The sequence below is a fragment of the Fibrobacter sp. genome, assembly GCF_045131395.1.
Lineage (GTDB): Bacteria > Fibrobacterota > Fibrobacteria > Fibrobacterales > Fibrobacteraceae > Fibrobacter.
On the sequence record NZ_JBGUQY010000024.1, the window covers coordinates 187,576 to 202,119 of the forward strand.

The following is a 14,544-nucleotide window of genomic DNA, read 5'->3' on the forward strand; positions in this document are numbered from 1 at the left end:
AATATAAAAAATTTGTACGGACTCTTTTTTACTAGATTTACGCTTATGAGAATAATGATCGTCCTTAACCGAATCGCCCGTGGTGGCGGGGAAAATGTGGCAGTCCAACTAGCCAATCAATTTTTCCGAATGGGGCACACCGTTTTTTTCGTAAGCAACAAGGAACGGGACAACATTTCTGACTTTTATCCCATCGAAGAAAAAGTTCAAATTCTCCCCTGTTTTCGTCATTTTTTCCCCTTAAAGATTTTCAGCCTGCGCCGCGCCATTAAAAAGGAAAATCCCGACATCATCATCGGTGTCATGCCGGATTCCACATTCTACACATATTTGGCGGCTTTGGGCCTCCACAAGAAAATCATTTCGTCCGACCACAGTTCTTTCGAAAAAAATCCCTATTCTCAAAGGCATCTTTTTCCCTATCTTCTCAAGTTCTATTTCAACGCCGTTTACGACTGCGTTACCGTCTTGACCAAGACAGACCACGACATTGTCGTAAAGCGATTCAAGAAAACGGTGGTCATGCCGAACCCGCTTTCCATAACACCCGCGGCGGCAATTAACCCAAGCAAGAAAAAAAGGATCCTTGCCGCCGGCCGGTTGAATATCTGGCACTGCAAGGGGTTTGATATCCTCATCAAGGCCTGGGCGAAAGTCCAGGAAAAATACCCAGACTGGGTCGTAGAAATTGCCGGCGAAGGAGATAAGGGCCGCCAGTATCTGGAAAGCCTGATTGCCGAAAATCACTTGGAAAACCGGGTCATTCTTTCCGGATTCCACCTGAATATCAAGGATTTCTTCGACGATTCCGAAATATTTGTCCTCAGCAGCCGCTATGAAGGATTCGGAATGGTTCTCATTGAAGCCATGTCACAGGGAGCAGCCTGCATCGCCTGCGACTACAAGGGACGCCAAAGAGAAATCATCCAGAACGATTCCCAGGGCTTGTGCGTAGAAAGCGAAAACGAAGACGCCTTGGCAAATGCGCTTACAAGAATGATCGAAGACGAAGAATACCGCAAGCAAGTCCAAGAAAACGGCTGGAAGCGTTCCCTGGACTTTACCCCGGACAAAATCGGGGACAATTGGGTTCGTCTCTTTGAAGAATTAGGTCTGCGGCCACCTTCGGGGAACAAGTCTTACTGATTTCGGAAAGTTTTACCGAAAAAAAGCACTTACCCCGTGATTATAGCGTTTTTCTTCTGGCGGAAGCTGCATATAGTCATGGTAGAATTCCGACAGGTAGTAATCAAAGTTCTTATAGCCGCTAAATTCGCGGTTTTCGAAGGGATAGTCCACCGTTTCTGCAATTTTTTCGAGGTCGAGAATGCGGTCGGTTTTCGAGTCGAAGAAAAGCGTCGCCACATGGCCCGAATGGCTTGTCGGATAACGGCGAATGACCCGTTCCACATAGCGGCAGAAACGCTTCTTGCCCACAATGCACGCCACGGCATAGAAGAAACGCTTGTACATAAGGGTCCAGGTATCATAGGCCTTGGACTTGAAGTCAGAGGTAATGGCAAGGGTAATCACGCGCAAAAAACTGCAGTAAAGCACGTATGCCTTTTCCCAGAAACGGGATTTCGGAAGACCATCCAGCGGGAAGATGTCAACCCAGATTCCCATTTCGCCCTTGTGACGTTCCATCTTGACTGTAGTACGGTTGTCGTAGGCCTTTGCAAAGGGGTAGAAGTAACCGTCGCAAGTATCGTCGACCAGCGTTAGCCATTCCTTGCTGCCGGGGGCATTCTTGTCCTTGAGAATGGCAATCAGCTTTTCGTAGTCTTCGCGCAAAAGGCAAATGTCGATGTCGTCGTCCCAGGGGATGTAGCCCTTGTGGCGCACCGCACCGAGCAAGGTGCCATAAGCAAGGCTGTACTTCAAGTTGTTTTCTTTACAGATGCGCTTAATTTCATCCAGGATAGACATCTGGATTTCACGAAACTCATTCTGCTCAATCTTTTTCATTTTAAGCCCCCAGCCGAAACGGCATTTCTGTCTTTGTCCATTCTCTTTTTCACCAAAAAACCATATGCACCAAGAGCGGCAACAATCGCCACATACACAACGGCCTTTTCAATCATGGACAATGTAAACACTTGCGTATTAAGAGCGATATAGAAGGCAATCAGAATAAGAATCCAAACTACCTGTGACCAAAGGCGAAGCGAATAGGGCTGTAGTCCCATCTTGAACAAATAGACATTGTTGCAAATGATAGCCACTATATTGTAGCAAAGCATCGAAAGAGCCGCTCCCACTAGGCCAAACGCCGGAATCAAGAAATAACCGGTAATAAGCGCAACGACAAGCATGGCTATATCCAAAATAAGCGTATATAAGCTCTTGCCCATGCCGTTCAGCACCACATAGGACATTCCGCCAAAGCCCGCCACCAGGTGCACGAGCAGCAAGATGCCAAGGGTTTCGGGCTGCACGATAAAGTCCTTACCCGCAATGCCGAGGATCAAGTCCGGGAAGAGCACGATAAAGAAACCGATCATGAGCTGAATGAAGGTCACCATGAATACGCAGTAGCTGTAAACCGGCTTGAGGTCCGTCTTAAGGCGACCCTTGTCCATGCCCGCTACCACCGGCGTAAGGATAGGCGTAAAGCCCACGCGAATGGTCTGGAGCGCATTGGAAATGGTAACCATGATGCCATAGGCACCCGCCTTTTCGGGGCCCAAGAAAAGCATGACCATCCAGAGGCTGGAGCGGATCAAGAAAGAGGACACGAATTCATCGATACCCAGCGGGAGCGAATACTTCAGAAGCACACGCGAAACTTTGAAGCGCGGATGCAGCGGCATTTCGGGGAACTGCTTGCGGATAAGCACAAAGAGCACGCAGGCCCCCACCATCTGGCCCACCAAAAGGCCCAGCGGAAGCGCATGGGGAACTCCCATAAAGTGAAGGACGATCGATGTAGCCGGCGCCAGCGACACCGTGAGGAAAGAATTCACGAACACCGCATTCTGCGGGTGACGGTTTCCTTCGGAAGCGGTACCGAAAACATAGCAGCCGATATAGAACAGAAGCGACAGTGCGTACCAAGGCAGTTCCTTGGAAATGTAGGGCGTAAAGGAGCCTACAAAAATCACTGCCGTACAGAGGATTGCAATAGAAGCCGAAATCCAGAAGGATTCCATAATGCCGTCGTAACGGAGACGGTTATGCAAGCCGTTCTGCGGAAGGTACCAGTACAAGCCTTTATCGAGCCCAAGAGTCGAAGAATGGGCAATGGTCAAAAGGAGCGTCTGCGCAGAAATAAAAATTCCAAATTCAGCGGCGCCAAAAATACGCGCCATCACAAAGGTCAACAGCGGACCGCAAACCTTGAGGATAGTCCCCACGATGTTTACGATTATCGCCTTTTTCAAGAACTTACTGTCTGTTTCCAGATTTCCCATAATCAATCGCAATATAGAAAAATCACTTCCCGATAATCGCACCGAAAATGTGGAGCGGTTTCACGAGAATCGGCAAATGCTTGTACAGCCAAGCAAGCGACTTGGCAAAGGCGTAGCTACGAATAATGTAGGCACCAGCCGCCCCCACCTTGCGGGTCTGGAATTCAAATTCTTCCTTGGCGTGAGCAATCACGTCGTCGTAGTATTCGTTGATGGAAATGCTCTTGTCGGCGTTGACCTTCACCGGAATATTCTTCAGGTTGGTGTAGAAATCCTTGCGCAAGATCTTGGGCAAGAACAGGTCCATGCTTGCAGGCACCTTGTGGCCGCGGGTATCGATGATTCGCGAGCCGAAGAAATGCAGTACCTTCGCGGTGGGCAAGAAGCGGTTGCCGTAGGCCAGCTGGCAGTTCCAACCGCCCGGCATCTTTTGCGTAATGTAGCCGAACTTGAAGTTCGTCTCGGCGAGGCTTGCCATGTCGTAGGGGAAATTCTTGGACACGCAGTAAAGCCACAGATCATGCCAGGTTTCGAAGAACTTGTGGGCTTCGGGAGTGTCTGCCGCAAACATCACGCCCCCGTTAAAGATTTCGTCGTTCAGGATAGGCGAAAAGCCCATCATCTTCGCGTTGTTCAAGACCTTCTTGCGGTTGATGGCCTTGGAAAGGTTGGTGTGGAAGTCCAGCACGGCGTAAATGCCGCCCTTCCATTCTTCGGGGATGGAAAGGTCGCCCACGATGGCAATGTCGGAATCCATGTACAGGAAGTCGCCGTCGATTACGTTGCGCATGACCGTCTTGAGGTAGCGGGAGCGGAGCATGGGCGTGAACTTTTCGTCGAGGGTCAGCACCTTCAGTTCATCCACGGCATCCTTGAGCACGGCACGGGGGCCAGTAAGGGTCGCCGCCGTCTTGTCGTCGGTCAAGAGCGTTACGAATGCGCCCGGGTTATGCACGCGCAAGGAGGCAATCGCCACCAGCGTCTGTTCGCAGAAAAAATCCTTCGGGGAACTGGTCAGAACAAAAAGGTACTTTGTCATGAACCAAATATACCTTTATTACACAAAAAACTCCGGTTCCCTTGCCGGAAATCGGATAAATCGCAAAAACAAGTGCTTAAAAAGCACTGTTTCAAGTTGTTTTATAGGCGTTTTAGAAGATTAACCGGCCTGGGCGGCTTCGAGCTTGCTGATTTCGCCGGCCTGCTTGTCGCAGACATTCTTCAGGTTGTTGATTTCGGCGTCTTTCTTTGCAAGCTGGTCCTTCAGATCTTCGCACTGGGCGGCGTAAGTCTGCTTGGCCTCGGTCTGGGTCTTGAGATCGTTCAGCAGGCTGTCGGCAGAGTTGCGCAGGCTCTGGACGGTGTCTTCGGCATCCTTGAGAGCGGCGTCGTTGTCGCAAGAATCATCTTCGTCATCGCACATGGCCTTGATTTTTTTAGAGGCGGCAATAGCAGCAACAGCGCCCAAGGCAAGACCGGCAAAAAAACTTGATGCTTTCATTTTAAGCTCCTTGAAAAATCTTTTCCTATAATATCCATTCTGAAAATAGAAAAATCAAGTAAAAAATGACCAAAAGGCCATTTTTTTGTCTAAAAAAAGCAAAAGACCCTCTGGCGAACCAGAGGGTCTTTGCAGCGGGAAGAGCGAGATTCGAACTCGCGATAGGATTAAGTCCTATACGTCCTTAGCAGGGACGCGCCTTCGGCCAGCTCGGCCATCTTCCCATCTTGGGGACACAAATTTTAGATAAAATTCGGTGAAATTTCAAGGGTATCGGCCCAAAATTGCCAAATTTAGCCCCACAAAGGCACTTTTTTTTACATTACACGGAGCAAAAAAGCAAATTTTCTAAATTTTTAGTATGCGTTTCTTATCCAAAGTGCTAAAAATCGCGGCCGCATTTGCGCTGGTCGGACTCATTTGCTGCATTCCCGCCTACATCGTGGTGTTCAAGATCCTGCCTACCCAGGATCCGGACAACCAGTTCAACCGATCCACCATTCTGCAGGTGCTTTCGGGCGAAACCCGCGTCTATTATAATGACGGCGAAGAGCTTCTGGGAGCCTTCTTCGACGCAAACCACCGCGTGTACGTCCCCTATGGCGACATTCCGGCAAATATCGTGAACGCATTGATTGCCGCCGAAGACGCCGGCTACTGGAACCACTCCGGCTTCAGCATTTACGGCTTTACCCGCGCCATGATTTCGAACATCAAGAGCGGGCACATGCGCCAGGGCGGTTCTACGCTGACCCAGCAGACCGTGAAGAACATCTTTGGCCGCGAAGAAAGAAGCATCAAGGAAAAGGGCAAGGAGCTCATTAACGCGCTCCGCATGGAAAAGCACTTTAGCAAAGAAGACATCCTTGAATTTTACCTGAACCAGTTCCACGTTTCGGGTACCGGCAAGGGCGTGGCCATTGCCGCCCAGTACTTCTTCAACAAGGAACTGAAGGACCTGACACTTGCCGAATGCGCCTTTATCGCAGGCTCGGTGAAGGGGCCCTTCAACTACGACCCCTTCATTCAGCGTAACGCCGAGCGCCGCGAAAAGGCATTGGCCCGCGGCAAGGAACGCCTGGAATACGTGCTTGGCCGCATGGTCGAAGAGAACTACATCTCCGAAGAAGACATGAGCGAGGCGCTGGCCAAGCCGCTGGAATTCAACCACGGCAACTTCCGCTTTAGCGTAAGCACCATGCTGGACCGCATCGAAGAAAAGCTGGATGGAGAATTCTTCCAGAAAAAGTTTGAAGCCGAGGGAATCGAGGACTGGCGCAAGGCCCAGCTTTCCATTACCACCACCCTTGACGCCCGCAGCCAGGACGCCGCAAAGACGGCCCTGCAGGCAAACATCAGCGGGCTCCAGATGCAGTTGGGCGGTTTCGTTTTGCCCAAGGCCCAGTTCGCTAACCGCGCCCAGACCGCCCGCAAGGGCGATTACCTGTACGGCACCGTCGACAGCATCATGGTTGACGACAAGGGAAGCCTGAAGGCATTGACCCTCAGCTTCGGACAGCTCAAGGGCTTGGTCTCTGAAGCCGCCGTGAAGGACTTCGCGAAAAAGGCCGGCGGTGACGTGAACAAGATTTTGGCACCGCAACTCAAGAAGGGAGCCATCCTCTTGGTGAGCGTGATGGACGACAAGACCGTAGACGGTTTTGCCCCCTGCCAGATTGAAACGGAACCTGTACTGCAAGGCGGTCTTTTTGCCATCCAGAACGGAAAGGTGGTTGCTAGCCAGGGCGGTTTCCACAACACCGGATTCGACCGTAGCTTCAAGGCCGTGCGTCAGCTGGGTTCCAGCTGGAAGCCCATTCTTTATGCACTCGCCCTCAAGTACCACTGGAACTACCTGGACATGCTGGAAAACGACTTCAACGTGTTCCAGTTCACCAACCAGTTCTACTTCCCGCGACCGGACCACAAGAACAAGGGTGACGTCGTAAGCATCGCCTGGTCCGCCACCCGCTCCGAAAACATCGCCAGCATCTGGCTGTTGGAACACCTGCTGGACAAGCTTTCGCAGGATGAATTCAACGAAATCGCCGCCGTCAACGACATGGCCCGCTACGATGAAGAAGAAACCAAGAAGTTCTTTGAACGACTCCGCGACAAGTTCGGCCTGATTCTCAAGGAAGACACCAAGCGGGAAATCGAATTCACCAAGGCCCGCGACGCCCTGGCCGAACGCTACCGCCTGGAAGGCAAGGACGACAAGGCCCGGGATGTCATGAACCTGCGTTACGGCACCTTTAACGATATCGCCATCAAGCAATCGAAAAAGGATGCAAAGACCATCGGATTTATCAACCACAATTACAAGCGCTATTCCGAAATCTTGCGCAACCGCCAGGCACAGGAGCTGGACCCCACCGTCGAATTGCCGCCTCTTGATTCCGTGGTATTGTACAACCACTTTACGCTGGCCGACATGAAACGCCTTTCTACCATGGTGGAACCGGTGGACAGCGAAGTGGATTACCTGGACGCAGAACACCTGCGTTATTGGCCCGACTACAGACGTTCCCTGGCCTTTGCCGAATACGCACGCTTCGCCAAGGAAATCGGCATCAAGCAGAAGCTGCAGAAAGTGTTCAGCATGCCCCTGGGCGTGAACGACATTACCCTGGCTGAAATTTCTACCGCCTACCAGACCCTCCTTACCGGCAAGGTGTTCAAGTGCCTGGATGGCGACTGGACCGACCCCTGCTTTATCAAGGAAATCAAGAACCGCGACGGCAAGGTGATCTTCAGGAACAAGAGCGAAAGCAAGGTGGTCATCGGCGACACCATTACCTCGCAGATGGCGGTAATGCTGCACTCCGTGTTCGTAAACGGTACGGCACGCAGCCAGTACACCCACATTACGGTGACTTCGCCGGACAGCGCCATTACCCTGCGCTACCCCGCCCTCGGTAAGACCGGTACTACCAATGACTACCGCAACGTGGCATTCCTCGGTGCACTCCCCACCTACGTGAACGAGAAGAACGGCATTTCTACGGACTCCGTAGTGGCCATCGGCAGCTACGTGGGCTTCGACGACAACAAGCCGCTGAAATCCGGGCGCACCCGTATCGCAGGCGCCAGCGGCGGCTTGCCGCAGTGGGCCGACTTTGCCAAGAAAGAAATCAAGATTCTGGGCCTGCCCGAAAAGATCGACTTCCTGGATATTTCGATGCTTGCCGCCGGCGAAGTTCCGCTGGTGCTAAACAACGAACGCGGCCAGCTGACGGTAGACCCCATGACGGGCAGCATTATCGCAGGCGGTAGCGCCGAACAGGGCCGCCCGCTGCCATGGATTGAAGTTCCGGGATTCACGCCGCCCCAGGTTCACGCCGCGGCTGCAGAAACCGCCGCCGAAAACGGAATCATGGTAAGCTTGCCCATGCCGGCAGCTGCACCTGCCGCAGAGCCTGCCACCGCCGATTCTTCTGCCGCACAGCCGGCAACAAGCGCCGCCCCTGCAGCAGAAACCGCCCAAGCCGCCCCCAGCGCCGAGCAGCCTACCGCACAACCCGTTGTTCCGGCACAGCCTGCACAACCGGCTCAGCCGAAGGCTGCCGCCATGCCAAAGGATGACGACTGGGATCTGCCTGAAGGCTTTGACAGCAAGAACGCCTTCGTGCCTATCGAAGCGGAATAATTAAAGCTGAATTTATAAAGAAACAGCGGCATGCCCTGAGGCATACCGCTGTTTTTTCGTTAGGAAATCAATCTGGTTTTTCTTGATCCAGGATGCACCAGATGTCACTCCTAATATAGACATCTTGTTGCGGGCGGCACAGTCTGACAAAACTTTCTGTACCCAGGTTGCGCCTGATGCACGCTTTCGATTCGTTATGGTACGCGATGAACGCATTGCATGATTCTTTCTTTTCCATACCGGCCGGGCGCTCATAACCCTCGGCAGTGCAAGTTTCGTTTTCAAAAATCCATGTATTCTCGACATCCGTAATTTTCACGTTGTACTTCGCGATATAAATCGTATCGACATAGGCCGAGCTGGAATCGTCACCGACAAACGCTACCAGAGAATTACCTTCAAACAGGCTCTTTGGCCAACCGGTATGCTTAGACGTATCTTTAACAGGAACATAGCTGGGGTTCGCAATGGACCACTGCGAAAGCAACGAATCCGTCATCTGGATAAGCAAAAACTTGTCATCAAATTCCCCATAGTAAAAGACATCTTCACCGACCGTAATTTTTTGCGTATAGGCATGTTTTTTACGGCGGCAGCCATCCCACCCTAGACCGGAGCATTCACGATAATCGGCATACATCAGTGAATCTTCCCGAGCAATAATCAGCATTTCCAGAGGGCCGGCGCCCATCTGGAGGCCACCACCAAACTCGCCATTCGGTTCATCTATGGTGTAGCAGTATCCTTCAAAATCTACCGGGAATAACCAGCGAATATTCTTCGCAGAATCACCATACTCTGCATATTCACTTGCATATTCTTCTGCAAACTCTCCATCAATATCTAAAAATTCATATACTTCCGGTTTTACTCCCGCGGTATCAAAGGGCAGCTTGTCGTAATGCGGCACGTTGAAGTCATCGGACGAAGAACTTGTAGACTCTTCCTGCGATGAAGAGCTTTCCGCCGCCGTTTCAGAAGAAGATCCGGCTCCGGAATCCTGCACGGCAGAGCTCATCTCCGAGCCATTTGCCGAAGAGTCCGTCGCAGATTCTGCTGCAGAAGAACTTTCTTCCTTGAGTAGCGACGATGAACTGTTTTCAGAGTTCTCCGACGAAGAGCTTTCGAGAGACGCTGTTTCCTGTTCCAGAGCCTGCGACGAATCGGAATCGCCACAAGCGGCCAAGAACCCTGCGACAGCACCCATCAACAAAAACTTTTTCAGCATTTCGTTCTCCTTTTTATATTCGCATACAAAATAAAAAAACTGGCCGCCCCACGGGGGAGCGACCAATTTAATTGTAGCTAGGATGGGGCTAAAGCCCCAACTCTTTGGCTCGGTTATGCCCATGCAAGCATGGGCGCAACACTCGCCTTACGCGTTTGTCCTACTGTCTACTAATTCACTTGACAGTAAGCATTCGATATCGACTTCCGGAATAGACGATATACAGACCTGTAGTCGGCAGCATAATATTCAGTTCTCTTCCATTGGATACCATCTTAGAAATAACCTTGCCTTGAGCGTCTACAACACGGACGGCATGTCCATTGGGAATATTGCCGACAGTCAACATATTGCCCGAGACCTCCGCAGAGAAATTCGGCTCTTCAAGAAACTGAGCTTTCGGTTCCGCGACATCGCTTTCAGCAATCATCTTGGCATAAGCCGGTCTCTTTAAAGGAGAATAGTAAACAACAGACTGCTCTCGAACAGATACCTTACCGCCCAAGAAGCGACCATAGGCCGAAATGCCCTTTGTTGTACCTAGGCGAATGGTTGATTTTGGAGCATAAATGGAGCCGTACCATTTGTTATCGATATTGACATTGTAGGTAGCATGCTGAATCAATGCAAATTGTCCCGTCATATCCCCAACATCTGCATCACTAGGTTTCACGAACGCAGCTTTCCAATTTACAACGCCACAGGTATGCAAGTTCGTACGATGCGTGTTATCCAAAAGCTTGACTTTAGAGCCAGCCATAAGCGTAATGGTACCAACATACAAATCGCCATTACCAAGAACCAGCGTTCCACCGCTTTCTACGATAAGGCTCCTAATCGGTGTCGACGGAGTGATCGTCAGAGTTTCGCCGCTATACACGTAAGCATCCCTTGTACCCGTATCATATACAGCATGCTTTGTCACAACATACTGCCATGCCCCGCCACCAAGAAACACATGACCATAACCAATAGCAGAGTTACTTCTAGTCATGCTGCCTTCTTCATCCGCCCTATAGAAATATACGAAAGGCGCAACGCTTCCATCGCCCAATCTGACCTTGCCCTTGGAATCAATAAAGCCCGCATGAGCATTTTCACGAAGATCCACAGCATAAGTATCATTGCCCTTATATTCAGAAGCGATGCGACATCCATTGTAACGAGGGCGGTAATCACGCCGCTCATTCTTATAGGAGATGTATGTAGGCCGACTATCGGAGTTCCAGCATTCTACATTCTTTCCAAGTTCAACAAGGCCCAACGAATAGATGGTATAGCTTCCCGGAACGTTATCCGAAACCGTGACTTTATCTATGTCCGGAAGATACGGATCGGTTTCTCCTTCATCCCAAAGGCCGTTCCTATTTTTATCTTCATAGCCATCTGAGTAGCTATCCCCATCTGTATTGGATTTCTTTTCGGGAAGTATTTCTTCAATTTCCAAGGCCCGACCAGATTTTTTATCGTAGGCCGAGCTCAAGTTAAGGAACTCAATGGCCTTTGTATTAGGATCGTAAAGGTAATTAATGTCAATTTGCAAACGTATAATTTTGGCGTGAATTTCCAGAGAATCGCTCAAAGCATCGCGATCTGTCGACGCGCCATTAGGATTAGTTTTAAAACGATATTTTTCGTCAAAGTCACACAAGCCATCATTATCAGAATCCTTATCAACCGGAAATTCCGTATCAGATCCAATCAATTCACTTGGTTTTTCATAGGCAACCCAACCTTCAATATCTAGTTGGTCAAAGTATACATAACCTTCAGTTCCATGGTTGTCGAAATTTACACAATGAACCAATTTCCTTTTTTCTGAATCCTCGGCTACGGCATCAATCAACATAGCATGCTGAGGCACACTGATATAAACTGGTTTATCTTTTTTCAGGTCCGACAATATAGAGGCTATATCAAGCACATTTGGACGATATACACTTTGGGCATATCTATTAAACATTTTTCTGAAAACGGCTTCTCTATCTGCGTCATCACCCCCCTGTAGTAACTGGAAGGCGTCATATCCAGGATGAGTATAAATACTAGAATTGCCTAAACCTGAATTTTGACCCCAGAAGACCATTTCATCCTGTGTCATCGGCTTAAAATTAGACGGAAAGGTAATAGTTTTTTCAGCCTTGTACTTATTATAAAAGTAATGATACAGGTTATATGCAGCAACAGCCCAGCACCGATACATTAAGGGTTCCCTATTATCGCTCCAGCCGTTGTACATGTGGCCTTCCGTTGTCATTTCGGTATAGCCCAGTGCATCAGAAGCTGGTCCCCAGGTCGTCACCGTCATCTTAGTGTCCTTGATGGCACCATAAGAAGGGGCCGCTAAGTCATAAAGGACCTTGAGTTTCTTAGTTACAGGCTGAGACAGTCCCGCAGTTCTGTAATTTTCATAGACGACATAATTTACAGAGGTTCCTGGCTTCGCCTTTGTTCTCGTATGAGGTATAATGCTCGCCGCAAAAGACTCTGCACACCAAAGCCCTACAAGGGTTAGTGCAAAAACAACATTCCTTTGAATGTTCATATTGTTCTCTCCTATTTTTAATTGTACAAAACAAGTTTATCCAAAATTTCGTACAAATTCAAGACTCGGTGGAGAATAATAAAAAAACATTTCAAAAAAACAAGTACGTTTTTACATACAAAATACTTTTTTTCACAAATTAATCCAAAAGGAGCACTACAAATCCAAACGTATTCTATACTTGCCAGAAAATTTAAAAAGGCCGCCCCACGGGGGAGCGACCAATTTAATTTCAGCTATGGATTGCTTCACCCTTACGGGTTCGCAATGACGTCCAAGGTTATACAGCACGGGCGCTTGCACACGTATTGGATAACCGAAGAGTCATGCGCTTGCGCAATGACGTAAGCTTAGTTACCGCGTTCGAAGCGGATGAAGTTCACGACCTTCAAGCTGGAAAGACCGAGCTGCTTGGCAACGACTTCCTGGAGGTAGTCCTTGACAGAGAGCTTCTTCGGGTTCTTTTCGGCCATGAAGAATTCCTGGTCTTCAAGAACGATTTCCTTGAGCACCTTAGCCACGCGGCCATCGATCTGGCGCTGCATGAATTCGGGCTTGGTCTGCTTGCCGGAAGCTTCGATCTGAGCCTTGGCGATTTCCTTTTCCTTTTCGATAGTTTCGGCAGGAACGGCAGCGTCATTCAGGGCGACCGGAGCGAAGGCGGCAGCCTGCATGGCGATATCCTTAGCGGCAGCCTTGAGGGCGGCTTCGTCGGCAGAACCTTCGAAAGCGAGTTCGGTGATCACACCGATCTTGCCCTTCATGTGGCTGTAAACGCCAAACACGGAGTTAGCAGTCTTCTTGATTTCGGCGAACTTGCGGAAGTCGATGTTTTCCTGGATCTTGACGAGCACGTCCTGGAGCACATCGTTAATCTTCTTGCCATCGACAACGGCGTTCTTGAGGTCTTCGACAGAGGCGATAGCCTGAGTTTCGACAGCCTTCACGGCCATGTTGGCGAGAGCGACGAAGTCGTCGTTGTTGGAGACCGGTTCGGTTTCGCAAGAGAGTTCGAAAGCAGCGGCCTTGTCGGCGGTTTCGATCAAGTAAATGCGGCCTTCCTTAGCGGCCTTGTCAGCGCGCTTGGCGGCAACAGCAGCACCCTGCTTGCGGAGGAGTTCAACGGCCTTGTCCATGTCGCCGTCAGTTTCGGTGAGGGCCTTCTTGCACTGCATCATGCCCACGCCAGTCTTCTGACGGAGTTCGTTAACGAGGGAAGCGGTAATCTGCATATTACTTTTCTTCCTCGCCGTTGTCGAACTTCTTAGCTTCTTCCTTTTCGGCCTTCTTGTCTGCAGAACGCTTTGCAACGTTAGCAGCGATGTAGTCGACGATGAGCGTGAGAGACTTCACGGCGTCGTCGTTGGCCGGAATCGGATAGTCCACGAGAGTCGGGTCGACGTTCGTGTCGCAAATGCCGATGATAGGAATGTGGAGACGGCGAGCTTCAGCCACGGCGATCTTTTCGTGAGCGAGGTCGGTCACGACGAGGAGGCCCGGGAGGTTCACCATTTCACGGATGCCACCGAACACGGAAAGGAGCTTTTCGCGTTCGCGGTTCTTGTCGAGGACTTCCTTCTTGGAGAGGGCCTGGAAAGTACCATCAGCTTCCATAGCGTCGATCTTGTCAATCTTCTTGATGGACTTACGGACGGTCTGGAAGTTCGTGAGCATACCACCGAGCCAGCGGTTGGTCACGGAGAACTGGTTGCAAGAAGCAGCAGCGTCGAGCACGCACTGACGAGCGGTCGGCTTGGTGCCAACGAAGAGCACGGTCTTGCCAGATTCAGAGATCTTGGCAGCGGCCTTGGCGGCTTCTTCAAGGAGTTCACGAGTCTTGGAGAGGTTGAGAACGTAGATGCCGTTCTTTTCAGCCAAGATGTAGGGTTTCATTTTCGGGTTCCAGCGCTGAGTCTGGTGACCAAAGTGGGAGCCTGCAGCAAGCAGATCTTCGACAGAAGGCAGATTTGCCATAATGTATTTTCCTTTTCGGTTGTTACTACCCGGACTGCAATTAAGCCGCGAAGCGAAGACCTGACCTAGGGGTGTGGACCTCGCCACCGAAGCGACTCTCGCAAGCCGGTGATTGGTTTTTACTTGGGCGAAATTACCCAAGCGCGGGTAAATTTAGCAAAAGGCGAGCGTTGCGTCAAAGCATTTTTATGCTTTGACATAACCGAGCCGAGCTAAATGCACTCCGAAGGAGTG

Annotated in this window: 10 protein-coding genes and 1 tRNA gene; 2 read left to right on the top strand and 9 right to left on the bottom strand. The window is 50.3% G+C overall.

Annotation, left to right across the window (positions count from 1 at the left end; all coding sequences use genetic code 11):
* Positions 1-54: 54 nt before the first annotated feature.
* The gene (locus tag ACJMNB_RS07415; protein ID WP_405341373.1) at positions 55-1,146 is read left to right on the top strand and encodes a glycosyltransferase family 4 protein; all 1,092 of its coding nucleotides are present in this window, start codon (positions 55-57) and stop codon (positions 1,144-1,146) included.
* Positions 1,147-1,158: 12 nt separating this feature from the next.
* Here ACJMNB_RS07415 and ACJMNB_RS07420 read toward each other — a convergent pair whose 3' ends face one another.
* The 5 genes from ACJMNB_RS07420 to ACJMNB_RS07440 form a co-directional block, all read right to left on the bottom strand.
* Positions 1,159-1,968, bottom strand: a complete 810-nt coding sequence (locus tag ACJMNB_RS07420) for a phosphorylcholine transferase LicD (protein ID WP_405340765.1) — start codon at positions 1,966-1,968, stop codon at positions 1,159-1,161.
* Positions 1,965-3,413, bottom strand: coding sequence for an oligosaccharide flippase family protein (locus ACJMNB_RS07425; RefSeq protein WP_405340768.1), 1,449 nt, complete (start codon positions 3,411-3,413; stop codon positions 1,965-1,967). Before ACJMNB_RS07425 ends, ACJMNB_RS07420 begins: the two co-directional genes overlap by 4 nt.
* A 22-nt stretch (positions 3,414-3,435) precedes the next feature.
* Positions 3,436-4,452: a hypothetical protein gene (locus tag ACJMNB_RS07430; RefSeq protein WP_405340771.1), complete on the bottom strand. Its 1,017-nt coding sequence runs from the start codon at positions 4,450-4,452 to the stop codon at positions 3,436-3,438.
* 120 nt (positions 4,453-4,572) lie between these two features.
* The gene (locus ACJMNB_RS07435; protein WP_405340774.1) at positions 4,573-4,914 is read right to left on the bottom strand and encodes a hypothetical protein; all 342 of its coding nucleotides are present in this window, start codon (positions 4,912-4,914) and stop codon (positions 4,573-4,575) included.
* Positions 4,915-5,049: 135 nt separating this feature from the next.
* Positions 5,050-5,138: transfer RNA gene (locus tag ACJMNB_RS07440), tRNA-Ser, on the bottom strand.
* 137 nt (positions 5,139-5,275) lie between these two features.
* On the opposite strand from ACJMNB_RS07440, the gene ACJMNB_RS07445 reads away from it, so the two are divergent.
* A complete protein-coding gene (locus tag ACJMNB_RS07445) occupies positions 5,276-8,563 on the top strand; it encodes a transglycosylase domain-containing protein (RefSeq protein ID WP_405340777.1) in 3,288 nt (1,095 codons plus the stop codon).
* Between the two features lie 67 nt (positions 8,564-8,630).
* Here ACJMNB_RS07445 and ACJMNB_RS07450 read toward each other — a convergent pair whose 3' ends face one another.
* From ACJMNB_RS07450 to rpsB, 4 genes are all read right to left on the bottom strand, one after another.
* Positions 8,631-9,791: a hypothetical protein gene (locus ACJMNB_RS07450; RefSeq protein ID WP_405340780.1), complete on the bottom strand. Its 1,161-nt coding sequence runs from the start codon at positions 9,789-9,791 to the stop codon at positions 8,631-8,633.
* Between the two features lie 175 nt (positions 9,792-9,966).
* The gene (locus tag ACJMNB_RS07455; RefSeq protein ID WP_405340783.1) at positions 9,967-12,336 is read right to left on the bottom strand and encodes a hypothetical protein; all 2,370 of its coding nucleotides are present in this window, start codon (positions 12,334-12,336) and stop codon (positions 9,967-9,969) included.
* Positions 12,337-12,686: 350 nt separating this feature from the next.
* Positions 12,687-13,568 carry a translation elongation factor Ts gene (gene tsf / locus ACJMNB_RS07460; protein WP_405340786.1) on the bottom strand — a complete coding sequence of 294 codons (882 nt, stop codon included), beginning with the start codon at positions 13,566-13,568 and terminating at the stop codon, positions 12,687-12,689.
* 1 nt (position 13,569) lies between these two features.
* Complete coding sequence (gene rpsB / locus ACJMNB_RS07465; RefSeq protein ID WP_405340789.1) at positions 13,570-14,310, bottom strand: 30S ribosomal protein S2; 741 nt, start codon at positions 14,308-14,310, stop codon at positions 13,570-13,572.
* Positions 14,311-14,544 lie beyond the last annotated feature (234 nt).

Excerpts from the sequence above, each read along its gene's own strand:
- ACJMNB_RS07415 (WP_405341373.1), top strand. The coding sequence starts at position 55 with ATGATCGTCCTTAACCGAATCGCCCGTGGTGGCGGGGAAAATGTGGCA.
- ACJMNB_RS07420 (WP_405340765.1), bottom strand. The coding sequence starts at position 1,968 with ATGAAAAAGATTGAGCAGAATGAGTTTCGTGAAATCCAGATGTCTATC.
- ACJMNB_RS07425 (WP_405340768.1), bottom strand. The coding sequence starts at position 3,413 with ATGGGAAATCTGGAAACAGACAGTAAGTTCTTGAAAAAGGCGATAATC.
- ACJMNB_RS07430 (WP_405340771.1), bottom strand. The coding sequence starts at position 4,452 with ATGACAAAGTACCTTTTTGTTCTGACCAGTTCCCCGAAGGATTTTTTC.
- ACJMNB_RS07435 (WP_405340774.1), bottom strand. The coding sequence starts at position 4,914 with ATGAAAGCATCAAGTTTTTTTGCCGGTCTTGCCTTGGGCGCTGTTGCT.
- ACJMNB_RS07445 (WP_405340777.1), top strand. The coding sequence starts at position 5,276 with ATGCGTTTCTTATCCAAAGTGCTAAAAATCGCGGCCGCATTTGCGCTG.
- ACJMNB_RS07450 (WP_405340780.1), bottom strand. The coding sequence starts at position 9,791 with ATGCTGAAAAAGTTTTTGTTGATGGGTGCTGTCGCAGGGTTCTTGGCC.
- ACJMNB_RS07455 (WP_405340783.1), bottom strand. The coding sequence starts at position 12,336 with ATGAACATTCAAAGGAATGTTGTTTTTGCACTAACCCTTGTAGGGCTT.
- tsf (WP_405340786.1), bottom strand. The coding sequence starts at position 13,568 with ATGCAGATTACCGCTTCCCTCGTTAACGAACTCCGTCAGAAGACTGGC.
- rpsB (WP_405340789.1), bottom strand. The coding sequence starts at position 14,310 with ATGGCAAATCTGCCTTCTGTCGAAGATCTGCTTGCTGCAGGCTCCCAC.